This window comes from Methylobacter sp., assembly GCF_030680395.1.
Taxonomy (GTDB): domain Bacteria; phylum Pseudomonadota; class Gammaproteobacteria; order Methylococcales; family Methylomonadaceae; genus Methylobacter_A.
The window spans coordinates 50,818-66,737 of the sequence record NZ_JAUXVR010000006.1; the positions used below are offsets into that span (position 1 = coordinate 50,818).

At 44.8% G+C, this 15,920-nt stretch carries 16 protein-coding genes; 5 read left to right on the forward strand and 11 right to left on the reverse strand.

What is annotated here, in order from left to right; translation table 11 throughout:
* The 3 genes from Q8L79_RS01565 to Q8L79_RS01575 form a co-directional block, all read right to left on the reverse strand.
* Positions 1-1,485, reverse strand: a complete 1,485-nt coding sequence (locus Q8L79_RS01565; RefSeq protein WP_305267410.1) for a hypothetical protein — start codon at positions 1,483-1,485, stop codon at positions 1-3.
* 2 nt (positions 1,486-1,487) lie between these two features.
* Positions 1,488-3,086 carry a tetratricopeptide repeat protein gene (locus tag Q8L79_RS01570; protein WP_305267411.1) on the reverse strand — a complete coding sequence of 533 codons (1,599 nt, stop codon included), beginning with the start codon at positions 3,084-3,086 and terminating at the stop codon, positions 1,488-1,490.
* A gap of 201 nt (positions 3,087-3,287) precedes the next feature.
* Complete coding sequence (locus tag Q8L79_RS01575) at positions 3,288-3,728, reverse strand: hypothetical protein (RefSeq protein ID WP_305267413.1); 441 nt, start codon at positions 3,726-3,728, stop codon at positions 3,288-3,290.
* A gap of 429 nt (positions 3,729-4,157) precedes the next feature.
* Between Q8L79_RS01575 and Q8L79_RS01580 the strand changes: the two genes are divergently transcribed.
* The 3 genes from Q8L79_RS01580 (at position 4,158) to acnA (ending at position 7,973) form a co-directional block, all read left to right on the forward strand.
* Entirely contained in the window at positions 4,158-4,379 is a 222-nt protein-coding gene (locus Q8L79_RS01580) for a DUF433 domain-containing protein (RefSeq protein WP_305267415.1), read from the forward strand.
* Positions 4,376-4,732 (forward strand): DUF5615 family PIN-like protein, encoded by a 357-nt coding sequence (locus Q8L79_RS01585; RefSeq protein ID WP_305267417.1) that lies wholly within the window; start codon positions 4,376-4,378, stop codon positions 4,730-4,732. The genes Q8L79_RS01580 and Q8L79_RS01585 overlap by 4 nt, the downstream gene beginning before the upstream one ends.
* Before the next feature lie 439 nt (positions 4,733-5,171).
* Entirely contained in the window at positions 5,172-7,973 is a 2,802-nt protein-coding gene (gene acnA / locus Q8L79_RS01590; protein WP_305267419.1) for an aconitate hydratase AcnA, read from the forward strand.
* Here the strand turns inward: acnA and Q8L79_RS01595 are convergent, their stop codons facing one another.
* Entirely contained in the window at positions 7,974-8,345 is a 372-nt protein-coding gene (locus tag Q8L79_RS01595; protein WP_305267421.1) for a thiol-disulfide oxidoreductase DCC family protein, read from the reverse strand. It abuts the gene before it with no gap.
* Positions 8,346-8,374: 29 nt separating this feature from the next.
* On the opposite strand from Q8L79_RS01595, the gene Q8L79_RS01600 reads away from it, so the two are divergent.
* Positions 8,375-9,241, forward strand: a complete 867-nt coding sequence (locus Q8L79_RS01600; RefSeq protein WP_305267424.1) for an arginase — start codon at positions 8,375-8,377, stop codon at positions 9,239-9,241.
* On the opposite strand, the gene Q8L79_RS01605 is transcribed toward Q8L79_RS01600, so the two are convergent.
* The 6 genes from Q8L79_RS01605 to Q8L79_RS01630 form a co-directional block, all read right to left on the reverse strand.
* The gene (locus tag Q8L79_RS01605; protein ID WP_305267426.1) at positions 9,236-9,571 is read right to left on the reverse strand and encodes a 4a-hydroxytetrahydrobiopterin dehydratase; all 336 of its coding nucleotides are present in this window, start codon (positions 9,569-9,571) and stop codon (positions 9,236-9,238) included. The genes Q8L79_RS01600 and Q8L79_RS01605 overlap by 6 nt on opposite strands.
* A 125-nt stretch (positions 9,572-9,696) precedes the next feature.
* Positions 9,697-10,707: an ornithine cyclodeaminase gene (locus tag Q8L79_RS01610; protein ID WP_305267427.1), complete on the reverse strand. Its 1,011-nt coding sequence runs from the start codon at positions 10,705-10,707 to the stop codon at positions 9,697-9,699.
* 30 nt (positions 10,708-10,737) lie between these two features.
* Positions 10,738-11,439: a rubredoxin-like domain-containing protein gene (locus tag Q8L79_RS01615; RefSeq protein ID WP_305267429.1), complete on the reverse strand. Its 702-nt coding sequence runs from the start codon at positions 11,437-11,439 to the stop codon at positions 10,738-10,740.
* A 24-nt stretch (positions 11,440-11,463) separates the two neighbouring features.
* Positions 11,464-12,303, reverse strand: a complete 840-nt coding sequence (locus Q8L79_RS01620; RefSeq protein WP_305267431.1) for a dihydrofolate reductase family protein — start codon at positions 12,301-12,303, stop codon at positions 11,464-11,466.
* A 316-nt stretch (positions 12,304-12,619) separates the two neighbouring features.
* Positions 12,620-12,955: a small metal-binding protein SmbP gene (smbP, locus tag Q8L79_RS01625; RefSeq protein WP_305267433.1), complete on the reverse strand. Its 336-nt coding sequence runs from the start codon at positions 12,953-12,955 to the stop codon at positions 12,620-12,622.
* Between the two features lie 218 nt (positions 12,956-13,173).
* Positions 13,174-13,944, reverse strand: a complete 771-nt coding sequence (locus Q8L79_RS01630; RefSeq protein ID WP_305267435.1) for an O-antigen ligase — start codon at positions 13,942-13,944, stop codon at positions 13,174-13,176.
* A 220-nt stretch (positions 13,945-14,164) separates the two neighbouring features.
* Between Q8L79_RS01630 and Q8L79_RS01635 the strand changes: the two genes are divergently transcribed.
* The gene (locus tag Q8L79_RS01635; RefSeq protein WP_305267437.1) at positions 14,165-14,386 is read left to right on the forward strand and encodes a hypothetical protein; all 222 of its coding nucleotides are present in this window, start codon (positions 14,165-14,167) and stop codon (positions 14,384-14,386) included.
* Between the two features lie 162 nt (positions 14,387-14,548).
* Here the strand turns inward: Q8L79_RS01635 and purB are convergent, their stop codons facing one another.
* Positions 14,549-15,913 carry an adenylosuccinate lyase gene (gene purB / locus Q8L79_RS01640; RefSeq protein WP_305267439.1) on the reverse strand — a complete coding sequence of 455 codons (1,365 nt, stop codon included), beginning with the start codon at positions 15,911-15,913 and terminating at the stop codon, positions 14,549-14,551.
* Positions 15,914-15,920 lie beyond the last annotated feature (7 nt).

A 15,920-nucleotide genomic window follows, 5' to 3' on the forward strand; every position in this document is an offset into this window, starting at 1 on the left:
CTATAAAAAACTACAGTTGTAGATATGCCGTGCCAATGTCGGCAAAAAATCATCTGAATTTGCCGTTAAATCGTCTAAATTAGATTTCTGATTAACCAAAAAATATTGTAGTAAAAAACTATTAAAGTCATGTTGTTTTGGTTTCCCTGTATTTTTCTGATGAATTGCATTTATTTTGTCACCAAAATACTTCATCTTTTCTTTTCCATTCCTATCAAGGATTTTATTTCCATATTTATCCTCTTTATATTCAGGTATTTTTAAAGTAACTAAAATTTTATTAACATTATTTTCTATATCTTCAATTTTATTTTCTAATCTATCATCAATTTCTTTTGATATTGAAATTCGGCTCAATAAAATTTCTTCATAAAACTGTGTTTCTGGAGGTATTTTAAACATAGCCCGCATATTAACCATGAATAAAAAGGCAAGTATGTGAGGATTTAACGGTTCAAGTAAATTAGCATGAGAAGTCCAATTTCGAGTCATTTTTGATAGCCAAGCGAAAGTATGAATATCCTTGTATTTATACTTTTTATTGGGCTCAATATTTTCTTCCCACTCATGTACAAGTGTTCTTAAAAACAACCGATATACATCAATGATTGTTTTTATATTCGGTTGTTTTATCGCTAAAAATTGCGATAAAGTATCAAGATAGTTTTTTATATCAGTGTGTTCTATTTCGATAACGGGTCGATTGGTATCTTTATCTGTCTTGATAAAATCCCTAAATTGAATATTACCGTCCTCACTTTTAATATGTAATTTTAAAAAATCACAACCTTCAATAATCCCCCGTCGCAAAACCAAATAATCGTGTTTTTTATTTTTTTCGTACTCTTCTAGCCAATCATTAAGATGCCGCTTGGATTCATTTAAATTTTTATTGATGGCTTTAGGCGGTTCAATACGGCAACGTCGATAAGCTTCACAAAATCTGTTGTAGGTATTATTTGTTACGCCATCATTTAATTTATTGGAATAATTTTCAAGATATTGACATAAACCTTCAATATCTCCTGCATCGATAAATTCAGAGCACTCTTTAACCGTTTCTGCGCTAAACCCATTTGTGATAGTACCTAGAATTCCATTAAAAACATCGTCATTACCCTGACTATATGCTTCACGTAATTCATCTATTCGACTGATATTAATATCTGCATTAGCGGTTAAAAATATAATTTGCTCTTTCGGAAACCCATTCTCCAACAAGTTTAAAAACAAATTCATTCCACTTTCTTGTAAAAACTCTTGCTCGGTAATTCCAAATTGCTTTGCAAGTTCTTTTACTTTGTCAGTATGCTCTGAATTTTCTAAATTTATATCCAATACAATCAAGTCGAATTGCGTTAAACAATTATTGATAGCTTCTTCTCCCTCATCGAAGGATGTTTTTACGCAAACCGACCTATTGTTAAACCAGGAAACTTGTTTTTGTTCTGAATACTCGTCTTCCACCCATAATATTTTTAGCATTTTTACTCCACATTGGCTTTGCGTTTTATTTTAAGGCTAGGTAACTCGTTTACTAACAAGTCTTTTTTAAAGAACAAAGTCACCTGAAATTGATTTTTTTGCTGAGAAATCAATAAACTTTCTTCTGGGTTTTCGGTGTCGTTCAGTTGTTTTAAGTCTTCTTGAATGGCATCCAGGCCTTTCCCTGTGCCTAGCATTGATTGGCTTTTGTCTTTAACTGGGTTTTGCCAACTACAAGTCAAATACGTTTTGTCGTCGATATTTTTTTCATCAAAAACTAATGTTAAAAATTCATCTTTATCATGGTCTGCATACTTAAAGGCATTAAACAAAATTTCTGAAAAATAACCAAACAATAGTGCTTCGGCATGGCTTTCTGAAAGAATGAAAACTTTTTTCCACAGAGGACTTATTTCAGTTATTTGAATCGGCCGCAAATTTTGGTTAACCCATGCAATAGGCCGCAACGACTTGTTGAGTAAAATATCATCTTCAAATTTTTGCTTTAAGGCATCAAGACTTACATTTTTCTTGGACAAAATGTTATCGCGGATGCTGTTAAGCCCCGCATAATGTTGATTGAGAAATCGAGCTGCTACACGGCTAGCCGCATAATCCAAAATTTCTTCAATGGACTTTGTTTTATCGGCATGATTCTGAGTTCGGCGACAACTTCTAATAAACCGGCGAAATTTTTCAGGATTTGTGTTTGCGTAACGTTGACGCAATAATTCGCCTTGTAACTTGATGATAATTTCTGAATGATAAGCTTCATGGAGTAATAAAACATCTTTGCGGCATTCAGGATTATTTTTCAATCGCTCGGCAACTTGATAAATGGTATCTGGAAAAATGACATTACCTAAAGAATGAGTAAATTGTTCAACTAATTTTTGCATTCTTGTTTGCAACGATTCTTTTTGTTGAATTAATAACTCAAGTTCATTATTTTTTTCTTCAAGTTCTTTTTTCCTTTCTTTGTTCTTCCTATCAAGACCGTCAACAGTATTGACAAGCTTTAAATGTACTTTAAGTTGCTTTTCCTCTTCTCTATCCGAAGCATATAAAGATAAAAATCTAATAAACTCCTTAGCTTCATAATATTTATTTAAACTATTAGCCAAATTTACTGCAAAAATAAATGCTTTATTTCTCTTGTCATAATCATAAGTGCATATGGATTTATTGTTGAGCGTTGCCGAATAAGTTTCTAAAGCTTTCTCTGGCTGACCCAGCAAAACATGAGCAGTGGCGCGATTGAAATAAGCTTCTATGTTGTCATCAATTTTAATTGCTTCGTTATAATCATCAATAGCAAGCTTATATTCATCATCCATCATATGAATATTGCCCTTTTTATAATACGCTTCGGATGTTGGATTTAATGCAATCGCTTTATCAATATCGGATAAGGCCAATTCATGACCGTCCTCTGGATATTTTTCACTACGCTCCATATATAAGTCATATGAGGGTAATTGCCCTATAGCCTGAGTCAGGCGATTAATCTCTTCATTCGTATATCGACCAATTTCCTCACCTTCCTCGTCCGATTCCACTCCCCAGTTTGAGCCATTTGTTAATTCTGTTTTGTGTTGCATGTTTCTGCTTATATTTAGTAGGTAATGAAAAGGTCATGCAATCAACATCATATTAAACCCTATATTGGCAATCGCCAACATAGGGAATGTGATTAATAGCGGCTTAAGGCATACGACAACGTAAAACGCAAAGTTAACCGTTGCGTGACCAATCGCGAGTTGAAAATGAAACAGCATAATGGTCGCGCAACGGTTTGGCTTTTATTTTCGCGGCGACCTAGCCAATTTGTAAATTGCAGCAGCAGTTCCACCTAATGCGATTACTCCACCTCCAATAGCAACTGGTACAGCCCAAGCTGGCGCCGTACCAATGCCGACAAGAGCAAGTGCAGGGCCAACCCAGCTGCCTATGGCAGCACCGGCAGCGGCAAACGGAACAGTAGCGACCATACCGACACCTCCTGATACCAGCCCAACGCTTGAACCGATGACTCCACCAGTCACACCTCCTATTGTTGCCCCAACTGCGCTAATGGTAGCCGTTGCAGAGGTGCCTGCTGCAATGACACCAATTCTCAATGCAGTGGTACCACCGACAATTGATGCGCCAATTACTATCTTTTGCGCAATTTTTTTCGCATCCCACTGATTGGACTTAATCAAAGCTTCATTGCTTTTTTCGTGATCATTGAATGAGTTCATGTTTGTTTTCCCGGTTGTTGTTGGATTCGTTAAGTTAAATGGTCAATGTACATCATTGAGACATTGTAATCGTTACTTTAATATTCAATTTTGAAACGAGAGGGCTCTAAATCTGCCTCATCAACATGGTGTGTAGTATCGGATAAAATTATGTCGATGTAATGGGAGAACTGTGGGAGTTTTTTTGATTCTATCGGAACCCTTGTCGGTCGCGCTGAGTCGTTCGACAAGGCCTTTAGTCCGAGCTTAACCGAAGGGCTCAGTGCGAATTGATGAAGTGTTGGTAGAGGCGTGAAATACTGTTGTAACTCCATCCACAAATGACGAATCTTGCCATGACTTGCCGGTCTTTCGCTCGCGAATGGATGCCAAATTGACCAAAAAGATTTATGCTAGGATGACAACATTGATTAGATAGGAGTCATTACCATGAGTTTAGAAACAAGAATCACCCATAACCCACTTCAGTGCGGCGGCAAACCTTGTGTTCGCGGCATGAGAATCCGCGTCAGCGATATTTTGCAAATGTTGGGCGAAGGCGTAAGTAGCGAAGAAATTTTGCAGGATTTCCCTGATTTGGAGCCGCAAGACATTCAAGCTTGCCTGTTGTACGCTGCTCGCCGGGCGAATTTGGAACGCTTGGCGGCATGATTTACTGGATTGATGCGCAACTGCCGCCGCAATTGGCGGACTGGCTTAGCCAGACATTTAACGTGGAAGCCTATGCCTTGCGTGACCTGCAATTACGCGATGCCGAAGATGAACAAATTTTTCAAAGAGAGCGTCAGCAAGGTATCGTCATTATCAGCAAGGACAGCGATTTCGTCGAGATGGTGTTGCGCTTGGGCGCACCTCCGCAACTACTTTGGGTCACTTGCGGCAACGTCACGAATCGCCGCTTGCAAAACATTTTGATTCAGGTATTTCCTCGCGCTCAGGAATTACTGGTCAAAGGCGAAGCCGTTGTAGAAATAACCGACCTTGAAACTACGAAAATCTCATGATATTGATAAATAAGACATTGGCCTGTATCAACTATCTTATGAATAGAATGATCCGATATTTCCAATGTTGTTGTTCGACAAGGCCTTTAGTCCTGAGCGCAGCCGAAGGGTCAGGGCGAACGGGCGGTGGCTTAAGTCAACAGTATTGATCTACTTTTCACATGCATTGTTAATCAAAAATTAAGCTCTCGATTACCTCAAGATAGAATCAAAATCCTTGACGCCACTACAGATGCGGGTAAAAGCTGTTTAAGTTATTATTATTTTTCGGTTTCTCACTTAAGACGGGACAGACGCAAGGCTTAACCGTTCGCCCTGAGCCTGTCGAAGGGTGGATGGTTAAGCCGCACATGGTTCGACAGGCTCATCACGAACGGCTTAACCTTAAACTGCCCTTGTTAAATTGAAAGCCCAAAAGCCCATCCCGGAGGTTTCTGTCATGACTAACCACGATCCATTTGGTGCGCATCAACAACTGAAAACCGATAGCGTCGGCCCGGTCTCGTATTATGCCCTGCCCCGGCTTGAGACTGCCGGCGCGGCCAATGTCTCCCGGCTGCCGTATACGATAAAAATCCTGCTTGAATCATTATTGCGTAACTGCGACAACGACATAATTACCCAGGATCATGTCTTGAGCGTCGCCAACTGGCAGCCGCAAGGCACACGGTATGAAATCCCGTTCAAACCGGCCCGGGTGATATTGCAGGATTTTACCGGCGTTCCGGCGCTCGTGGATCTGGCCGCGATGCGGGATGCGATGAAGCAGCTGGGCGGCGATCCGAAAAAGATTAATCCTCTTATTCCCTGCGACTTGGTGATCGATCACTCGGTGCAAGTGGATTATTTCGGCAAGCCCAATGCCCTGCTGCTCAACGAAACCGTCGAATTCGAACGCAACGCCGAACGCTATGAGTTCCTGAAATGGGGGCAGTCGGCATTTAAAAATCTGCGCGTGGTGCCTCCGGCTACCGGCATCGTGCATCAGGTCAATCTCGAATACCTGGCGCCGGTTGTGTTCCATAACAAGGATAAAAACGTCTGTTATCCGGACAGCTGCGTCGGCACCGATTCGCATACGCCGATGATTAACGGTCTGGGCGTGCTGGGCTGGGGTGTCGGCGGTATTGAGGCCGAAGCGGTGATGCTGGATCAGCCTATCTATATGCTGGTTCCCGATGTGGTCGGCATTAAATTGACCGGCATGCTGCCGCCGGGTGTTACTGCGACGGATCTGGTATTGCGCGTTACCGAGCTTTGCCGGAAGTTTGGCGTGGTCGGAAAGTTCATCGAGTTTTACGGTTCCGGGCTGACTAACCTGAGTATCCCGGATCGGGCCACGCTCAGTAATATGGCACCTGAGCAAGGTTCGACGGTGAGTTTCTTTCCTATCGACGACGAGACGCTCAGTTATATGCGCTTCACCGGGCGCCATGCGGATTTGATCGATCTAACCGAGCGTTATGCCAAAGAACAGGGGCTGTTTCGCACCGACGAAACGCCGGACCCGGAATTTACCGAGGTTATGGGACTGGATCTCGGCACCGTTGAACCTTCGCTGGCAGGCCCCAAGCGTCCGCAAGACCGCATCGCCCTCAGTGAAGTCGGGCCGACCTACCGGCAAATGCTGATCGAACCGACAGGTATCAAGGGCATGGGACTGTTCGAGCATGACCTGGAGCGCAGCGGCATCGTATCGAGGAATAATGCCGATGAGAAAATTACTCATGGCGCAGTCGTCATCGCGGCGATTACATCTTGCACCAACACCAGCAATCCATCGGTCATGCTGGCAGCGGGCTTGGTTGCCAAGAAAGCGGTGGAGCGGGGATTGAAAGTTAAAAACTATGTCAAAACCTCGCTGGCCCCCGGCTCATTGGTAGTAACGGAATATCTAAAAAAGTCCGGGCTGCTTGGCTATTTGGAACAGCTTGGCTTCTATCTGGTCGGCTATGGCTGCACCACCTGCATCGGCAACTCCGGCCCGCTGGATGAAGCGGTTGAAAAAGCGATAGTGGACAACGATCTGGTCGTGTCGGCGGTGTTGTCCGGCAACAGGAATTTCGAAGGCCGTGTACATCCCTTGACAAAGACCAATTATCTCGCTTCGCCGCCGCTGGTCGTTGCCTATGCGTTGGCGGGATCGACGGCGCTGGATATTACCCGCGAGCCGCTGGGCGAAGATCAAAACGGCAATCCGGTTTACCTGAAGGACATTTGGCCTACGCCCTGGGAAGTAGCCGAGGTCATCAGGCAGTTCGTGACGCCGGAAATGTTCCGGGAAAAATATCGCGATGTGTTCACCGGCACTCAAGCCTGGCAGCAGGTGGAGGTCAGCGGTACCGAGTTGTATGCCTGGGACGAGAACTCGACTTATATCAGGAAACCGCCGTTTTTCGAAGGAATGACGACAGCTCGGCAACAGATACATCCTCTTACCGGCATGCAGGTGCTTGCACTGTTCGGGGATTCCGTCACCACCGATCATATTTCACCGGCCGGCCAGATCGCGCCACACTCTCCGGCTGCGTTATATCTTTTGAGTAAAGGCGTGGAACAAAAAGACTGGAACAGTTACGGCTCACGCCGGGGCAACGATCAAGTCGTGGCTCGGGGCACGTTCGCGAATATCCGAATTCGCAACCAGCTGGTTATCGGCGCCGAAGACAAGGTGACGGCCAACCAGCCGGGCCACGGCAACGACGAAGTGATGAGCGGAAACATGCCTTCGAATAGCCAAATTCACAACCGGCTGGTTCCCGGTGTCGAAGGCAACGTGACGATTTATCATCCGACCGGCGAACGGATGACGTTTTTCGATGCCGCGATGAAATACAAAGAAGCCGGCATACCGCTGTGCATTCTTGCCGGTAAAGAATACGGCTCCGGCTCATCCAGGGATTGGGCCGCAAAAGGCCCGTTTATGCAAAATGTAAAAGCGGTCATCGCCGAGAGTTACGAAAGAATTCACCGCAGCAACCTGATCGGCATGGGTATTTTGCCGCTGCAATTTATCGACGGTGAATCGGCTAAAAGCCTGAAATTAACCGGAAAGGAAACATTTGCTATCGGCATTTCCGATACAACAGCGCCGCAACAGCAAATTAACGTTTCGGCGATCGCGCCTGACGGAACCGTCACGGCTTTTAAGGCCGTCAGCCGCATCGATACGCCGATAGAAATTCAATATTATCGGGATGGCGGTATTTTGCGCACGGTTTTGAAAAAGTTGGTCGATTGATCATAACCGTCCGCTACGCCGCAGCCTTCGGTTAACCTGCCAATGATAGATTTTGGCAAGCAACGGGCGAATCAGCGGCAAGCCGATCAGCCAGGCTATCGGCTTCAACACAGGCACTTTGCTCATCAGCAGGATATAGGCATCCATCTCGGACAGAATTCGCTGATTTTCGTCCTGAACGTGCAGTTCGGTTAGCGCCTTGTGAGGATCGATGCCGATAAGACGCAACTGCTCTTCCCGACCGGTGATGTCGATCCAGCAGACGTTTTCGCCCGCTTTACCGGCGAGTTTTTCATAGGTCGACCTGTCTTTGACGCATTTTGGACAGGCTCCATCGTAATAAACGTTAATTTTTGCTTTATCCTGATTCATGTTTATTGGCTCCGATTGGCGAGAGTGATATGACACCATTACCAACTTTAGGCATAGCATCATGTTTGGGTGGGCCGATGCGTACATGCGGCTATGCGGCAGAAATGCTGCGAGATGAATTTGCCCGGCAACAACCCGAACAAAAACGCCTGGAGCTCCAGTGGCATATGGTTTATCCTGAAAATAACGGATCAAAGCACGAAAAATTATCCCGGCTGAATCAATCGATAAGCCGCTTTACCCAATACTGGACGGAGCAAAACCAAGCTTTTCTGGTCATCGGCGGCGATCATTCCTGCGCCTTGGGAACCTGGGGCGGCGTGCTGAACGGATTGCAGCAGCCCGGTAAACTAGGCCTGATCTGGCTGGATGCACACATGGATGCGCATACTTTTGCTACGTCGCCATCCGGCAATATTCATGGCATGCCGCTGGCTGCATTGCTTGGACGAGCGGACAAAAAACTGGCGACCCTGTATCCCTCTTCCGATTTTATTAAACCGGAAAACCTCATTTTAATAGGCGTCCGAAGTTATGAACCTGAGGAATACGATCTGTTAAAGCAAGCAGCGGTAGACATTGTTTTTGCCAGACAGATTGATGGACTGGCCCAAGTGTTGATTAAAGCCATCGATAAGCTCAGTCTGTCTTGCCAGGTTATCGGCATCAGCATTGATTTGGATTTTATCGATCCCGACGACGCTCCCGGCGTTGAAACCCCTGCTCAGGGCGGTATCAAAGCCGGAGAACTGCTCGAAGCGCTTTCGTTGATTAATCGGCACCCGAAAATATGCGGTCTGGAAATCAGCGAATTTAATCCGGAAAACGACTCTGAAAATAAGACCTTGCAGTTGATGAAAGCTATTATCGAGGCGTTCTATGGCGAAATGTCATAGCAAGGCGTCGGTCTTGGCCGCCATAATAAAATCGTTAACGTGCAATCCTTTTATCTTGTGAGACCACCAGGTTACAGTCACCCTGCCCCATTCCGTTAAAATGGCCGGATGATGGTTTTCTTGCAGGCAAAGCGCGCCGATTTTGTTGGTAAACGACAAGGCATTTTCAAAGTTATCGAACTTGAAGGTTTTTTGTAAGCGCTTGATGCCGTCTATCTCAACAAGTCCCCAGCCTTGTAATTGCGGCATAAATTCGTCAATTTCCGCCTGAGTGGCCAACGGTGCGCCAATTCTGCATACTTCGCATGTTTTACGGGTCAGTTCAGTCATAGATGTTTTCCAAATGCTGCTTTTTGAATGTTCACAGGTTAGAGAAAGCAATATCTTGAATCAATAGGTAGTACCACCAGTCGAGTGGAGATCACTGCGACTGTGAGTTGAATCCAGGTGATATTTTAAGAGCTCAATAAGCCAAACAAGTTTTTGGGATCATTGAGTTCGGGTATTAAAACTGACTCTGTACCCAAGTGATATTCTTTGGCCAGTTCATAAACAACCCGAAGTATTGAATAATCTTCCAACGCAAAACCGACCGAATCAAAAAGCGTAATTTCCTGATTATTCTGTCTTCCGGGCTTATGCTTACAAACCAGCTCCCATAATTCGGCATAGATAAGATCGGCTCCGCATTGTTGCACCTCTCCTTCTACCAAACTTTGGGGTTTATATTCGACCACCAGCTTGACCTGTTTCAGAAACGCTGCCGATAACTCGGTTTTCCCCGGACTGTCGCCGCCCATCGCATAGATATATGCGCCCGGTGCAATATCCTCAAATTCAAACAAGGACTGCCGTTTTTTGGCGGCGGTGGCCGTTATCACAATATCGGCATTGCGCACGGCTTCGACGATATTGCTGCAAGCAATTAAGTTAAATTTTTGTCCGGCCAGATTTTTTGAGAATTTGATCATCGCCTGCGGATCGGTATCAAAAAAGCGAACTTTCTCCAATTTAAAAAAACCGGCGAATGCCAACACCTGAAATTCAGCCTGTGCTCCGGCGCCAATAATGGCTAATGTTTTTGCATCTTCACGGGCGAGATATTTTGCGGCCAGAACACCTGCTGCCGCTGTTCTGAATGCGGTTAACAAGGTCATTTCGCTGATCATCAGAGGATAACCGCTATCGGCATCGCTTAAGACGCCTATGGCGACAACGTTGAGTTTGCCTTTAAGCGGGTTGCCGGGATAGCCGTTAACATATTTGAATGTATAAAACTGCCGGTCTGCACAGGGCATCAATTCAATGACGCCACCCCGATAATAGGTTCCGTGACGCGGCGATAACATAAACTCGTTCCAACGACCGAAATCTTCTTCTAAAGCGGTAATAACGCGCTTGAAGAAATTTTCCAGGTTAATGATCTGTATCAGTTTCAGGACGTCAGTGACGGTAAGAATTTTCATTATCTGCAATCGGTTAGGTAACTGAAAGTGTTAATGTTTAATGGCACGTTCAAAATCCGGCAACCAGTCTTTGAAGTCGCAGACATAGTTATATCCGCAGACGGTTTTTAAAGAGCGGCTGCTGATAATGGTCAATATCCGTTCGGCTTTTTGTAAAGTTTCGGTTTGGGGGCCGAATGGGTTTAAGCGCATTTTCGGTCCGGGCGGAAATGCGTAATCACAGATAAATAACACGTCCTGGTAAATATAAAGCGTATAGCCCGGCGTATGACCGCCTATGTGATACGCGGCCAACCCGTCAATCGTAAAGTCATTGCTGAAGCGTTCATCGACCGGAAATTCTTTGATTAAAGGATTTTCTGCATCCAAGGCATGCAGGTAGATTTTTGCATTCCAGAGCTCACGGTATTGATTGGATGCACCCATAAAGTGTGGGTGAGTAAAGAATATTTTCCACACCGGTTCCAGCGTGCGGTTAAATGCGGAAGGACAGTCGATCCAGACAGCCTCGTTTTCCATTTCAATCCGGTAGGCCGCATGTTCCAGTCCCAGTTTGGGCATTGAGACCAGTTGGCTAACGCTGTCATTGATTTGAGTGGCGGTGACGCGATAAGCTTTTTCGGCTTCTTCCCAACTGAGAAATTTATCGCGATGGGCTCCGCAGAAGGGGCAGACATCGGGAGGATCGCCGATCATGTTATAACCGCAGGTTGTGCAGACCCATTGTTTCATGTGCTCCCCCTTAAAAAATTAAATTTAAGTGTTTATGTTACTGAATCGCTCCAAACCGAATTGCATGAAAAATTGGCCGGATCCGGGCGGCGAGTCCTGTTCGTAGTACAACGCTTCAAGTATCAGGTTACCTTCCGGTCCCAGCATCGACCCGGTCAGCAAGGTACGGAAATCTTTGCCGCCTATTAACTGGTGAGTCATGCTCAGATATAACCTTGATAACTGCTTTTCCCTGATAACAGTGTCCAGCATTTGCGGTCCCGCAACCAGATAAATGGCTTTATAACCCAGGCTGCTTAATTCATGAACCAACGGTGCGCCGCGAACCGTTTGACCGTCACCGGTAAAAAGAAGGGAGTATCCCAAGTCTTGCCAGTATCGGATGCGGTCCGGATCGGCATTGCTTCCGGTAGCTATATAGACGGTTTGCGCATGCTCTTGAATACTGTCATGAACCGGAAAATTCAGGCTGGCGCTGGCGATGATCACGGCAGGCTGAGGTTTTAAACCGTTGTTCCGGCGCCATTCAACAAGGGCTTCATCCTTAACCTGCAATATGTTGCCCAGGCGTCCTTCAGCCAATGCCCGCATATAGCCGCCATGGGTAATAATGCAGTCTGCCTGCGCATGCAGTTCCATGAACAGGCCAAAGTCGGAAGCTGTTGTTATATGTTTGGGAATAGATGTAGTGCCTTGAACAGTATCTTCAACGGCAATGCGCCCGTCCAGACTCGACAGGAAGTTGGCATAAACAAAGGGCGATTCGGCCCTACCCAATTTATGCAATTGATGGGCAAGATACAGGCCTTTAATGGAGACTTTTTCGCAGGGATCGGGATAAAACCGTAATAGGTTCTTTTTCATAGAAATACCCTTCGCGCTTGAAAATTCGGTTTTAGTTCAGAGCAAAAACAGCTCCCGCCCAACTGCCGGATTTTGATATGTGATGAGTATATCAATCAGTTTGGAATAATTACCAGAAAATCCTGGCTAATTAGAGCGATTAATAACCGTTTGTCAAAGACGGATGGATTCCATCGCGTTAAATACCGATGCTGTGCAATAGCCAGGAAATTTTCACAACGAAGAAAACATAAAAACCTGATGTGCTTCTTGTGTAATAAAGAAAAGGGGAGGAATTATCCGCCCCTTTTCCCAGCGTTACGAAGCTGTATTGATATTATTTGTTGCCGGCCTTAAGGTGCTCTACAGCGGCTTCAGCGTGTGTAGTCGCTTTGCCTGCATGACCTAATGTACCGTGATCGATAGCTTCTTGCAGCTCTTTAGCACCGGCTTCTAAATGGTTTTTTGACACGCCCTTGGCTATTATGGAGGCTGACAGCGCATCTTCCAATGCCGCCTTTGCGTGTTCGACCAAAATCGGCGTATGCCCGGCTTTACCGTGAACAACCGCCGCATTGGCATGCTCCAATGCTGAAGCGGCATTTTCTTCAGCGAAAACAGAAGTACTTAAAAGAAGTAATAAGCCTGCACATACGGATGCTAGTTTTTTCATAATTCTCTCCTCATATCAATGTTTGTCTATATTTTATTGTCGATACCGCGCTTTCAAAATTATTTATTTTTGTTTTAAAAAACGCTTATGGATCGACGCTTATATTTTTACCTCATGTAATTTATTTTGCAATACCCATAAATTTAATACAGGCAAATGCATTAAAAAACAGTTGAAATATCAACAAATACGACATTATGAAAAGATCTTCTTAAACACTATGAATCGCTATTTTCCTTAGATTCAGCGCTATATTGCGCCAATAGAATGCCGGCAAAAAATGCGAGCAAGTTGCCTTCAGGAAAAGTTTTAAAATGGGAGTTAAATAAGCTGGAGGCACACACGGCGACTAGAAAACTCGCAGCGATTGCGCCATAGGGTCGATTGTTCAATCCCTGACGGATGGCAGTATAAATATAGGCCAAAAATAACAACAATCCTATCAACCCATTTTCCAGCCAAACAAACAGATATTGATTGTGCGGGTCTGACGTGGAACTTCCACGCCAATCTGAATATTGCGCGGCTGCATAAGGGCCATAGGTGCTTTTAAACGATGAAGTGCCGTAACCCAACACAGGATGCTCTTTAATTAGCGAAAGTGTGTTTTTTGCAAAAATAACCCTTACTCCTATAGAGGTCAGTTCTCCGCTGGTTTGATACGCGGCTTTTTCCGTTAATCCCATCTGTGTCCGTTGTTGTAAGGTCGATGAGCAGAGTATCGCCACAAGCATTACGCTACCGGTAACGGCAATTATTGGCAGGAGCTTTTTATTCCCATAAACGCAGCTGGCTGCGAATACCACTGCAAATGGAAATGCCATGTAACCACTGCGCGCCGGGCTGACAAAGAAAATATTTAATATAAATAAGGCAATGACACCATAAAGCAAGTATTTCTTTTTTACAGAAAGCTGCTGTTTTAATAAAAAAATACAACAGATAATCGCTGCAATAAAAGCCATGCTTTGCGAGGCATAATTGGTCATAAAAATACCGGGCTCTCGTCCCTGCCTTACCGTCAAATCAGCCAGCCATAGCGGTATTGCGACCAATCCGGCAATGGCCATGACAGCTAAATAACTACCAACAAACAAGCGCTTCCAATGGGTTTGATAAAACAAGCCTAGTAATACGAAGGTGAAAGCTAATTTTTTCCAGCTTGATAAAGTCTCAATTTTTTCTATCCAATTAGTATCTGCGTAGACAGTGCCTATTAATAACCACGCAAAAAACAACAACAACATTTTACCTGTGGGCTGTTCGGCGGATATTTTTAAACTACGGAATAGTTCTCCTGAAATTAACCAGGTCAATAACATGGCAATGCTGGCAACGCTGGTTAAAGCCGTAGATATAGGCGAGGCTATGGCGGTGATAATGGCCAACCAGCGACAAAGAGTCAGCGATTTTTCGCTAATAACTGAATAAGACAACATAACTAAACTCTACCGCCACAGTTAATAAATATACTTACGCTTGATATTTTCGCTGTTTTCAACGCTCTCTCCATGACATTTAACCTATTGATTTTACATAAATATATGACCAAGTGTTTTAAGCTATCTCATAATGATGATTCACAAAGGGGTCCTAAATTTCTTTGGCCAGTTTTTCGGCGTAACCGGTGTAATTGCGCGGTGTCAGTTCCAGCAAAATCGCCTTGGCTTCACCAGGAATTCCCAGTTTTTCAATAAACGCCTGCATTTGTTCAGGGGTAATGCGCTGACCGCGGGTCAGTTCCTTTAATTTCTCATAAGGTTTTTCAATGCCGTAGCGACGCATTACAGTTTGTATGGGTTCTGCCAACACTTCCCAATTGGCATTAAGATCTGCCTCAATCGCTTCAACGTTAATCTGCAATTTGGATATGCCTTTTAAACTAGCCTGAATGGCGATGCTGGTATGGGCGATGCCGACGCCGATATTTCTCAATACGGTTGAATCGGTTAAATCCCGCTGCCAGCGGGATACCGGCAATTTTTCGGCTAAAAAGCCGAATATGGCATTGGCTAAGCCTAAATTGCCTTCCGAGTTTTCAAAATCAATCGGGTTGACTTTGTGCGGCATGGTGGAAGAGCCGATTTCACCGGCGATGGTTTTTTGTTTGAAGTAACCCAGAGAGATATAGCCCCAGATGTCGCGGTCAAAATCCAGCAAAATGGTATTGAAGCGCGACAGGGCGTGGAAATACTCGGCAATATAGTCGTGCGGTTCAATCTGGATGGTATAGGGATTAAATTGCAGTCCCAGAGATTCGACAAAGTTTCGGCCAAATTCCGCCCAATCCACATCAGGATAGGCAACGCAATGCGCATTATAGTTGCCTACTGCGCCGTTTATTTTGCCTAATAAGGCTACGGTTTGCAGTTGGTCTTTCTGGCGCAGCATGCGCGCGGCAACGTTGGCGAACTCCTTGCCGGTGGTGGTGGGCGTAGCGGATTGTCCATGGGTTCGCGACAACATCGGCTGGTCGGCAGTTTCCACGGCAATGGTCTTTAGCGCAGTGATGCAATCGCTGATTTGTGACAGGATCACTTCGCGCCCTTCTTTAAGCATTAACGCATAAGACAGGTTATTGATGTCTTCCGAGGTGCAGGCAAAATGAATGAATTCACTGACTTTTTCCAGCTCGGCGCAACCGGCTATTTTTTCTTTTAGCAAGTATTCGACTGCTTTGACATCGTGATTGGTGGTTTTTTCTATGTCTTTAACGCGTTGCGCATCAGCTTCTGAAAAATCGCTGACTATTTTGTTTAAGAGTTGCGTTGCTGCGTCGCTGAACGGGCTGACCTCGATAATCAGCGGATGATTAGCCAAGGCTTGCAGCCAGCGTACTTCAACGAGCACGCGAAAACGAATCAGACCATATTCACTGAAAATTGGACGCAATGAAGCCACTTTGTCAGCATAGCGGCCGTCGATAGGGGAAATAGCGGTTAAGGCGAAATTAGTCATGGGGTTA

Coding starts and splice junctions, on each gene's coding strand:
- Q8L79_RS01565 (WP_305267410.1), bottom strand. CDS start 1,485: ATGCTAAAAATATTATGGGTGGAAGACGAGTATTCAGAACAAAAACAA.
- Q8L79_RS01570 (WP_305267411.1), bottom strand. CDS start 3,086: ATGCAACACAAAACAGAATTAACAAATGGCTCAAACTGGGGAGTGGAA.
- Q8L79_RS01575 (WP_305267413.1), bottom strand. CDS start 3,728: ATGAACTCATTCAATGATCACGAAAAAAGCAATGAAGCTTTGATTAAG.
- Q8L79_RS01580 (WP_305267415.1), top strand. CDS start 4,158: ATGAGTTTAGAAACAAGAATCACCCATAACCCACTTCAGTGCGGCGGC.
- Q8L79_RS01585 (WP_305267417.1), top strand. CDS start 4,376: ATGATTTACTGGATTGATGCGCAACTGCCGCCGCAATTGGCGGACTGG.
- acnA (WP_305267419.1), top strand. CDS start 5,172: ATGACTAACCACGATCCATTTGGTGCGCATCAACAACTGAAAACCGAT.
- Q8L79_RS01595 (WP_305267421.1), bottom strand. CDS start 8,345: ATGAATCAGGATAAAGCAAAAATTAACGTTTATTACGATGGAGCCTGT.
- Q8L79_RS01600 (WP_305267424.1), top strand. CDS start 8,375: ATGACACCATTACCAACTTTAGGCATAGCATCATGTTTGGGTGGGCCG.
- Q8L79_RS01605 (WP_305267426.1), bottom strand. CDS start 9,571: ATGACTGAACTGACCCGTAAAACATGCGAAGTATGCAGAATTGGCGCA.
- Q8L79_RS01610 (WP_305267427.1), bottom strand. CDS start 10,707: ATGAAAATTCTTACCGTCACTGACGTCCTGAAACTGATACAGATCATT.
- Q8L79_RS01615 (WP_305267429.1), bottom strand. CDS start 11,439: ATGAAACAATGGGTCTGCACAACCTGCGGTTATAACATGATCGGCGAT.
- Q8L79_RS01620 (WP_305267431.1), bottom strand. CDS start 12,303: ATGAAAAAGAACCTATTACGGTTTTATCCCGATCCCTGCGAAAAAGTC.
- smbP (WP_305267433.1), bottom strand. CDS start 12,955: ATGAAAAAACTAGCATCCGTATGTGCAGGCTTATTACTTCTTTTAAGT.
- Q8L79_RS01630 (WP_305267435.1), bottom strand. CDS start 13,944: ATGACCAATTATGCCTCGCAAAGCATGGCTTTTATTGCAGCGATTATC.
- purB (WP_305267439.1), bottom strand. CDS start 15,913: ATGACTAATTTCGCCTTAACCGCTATTTCCCCTATCGACGGCCGCTAT.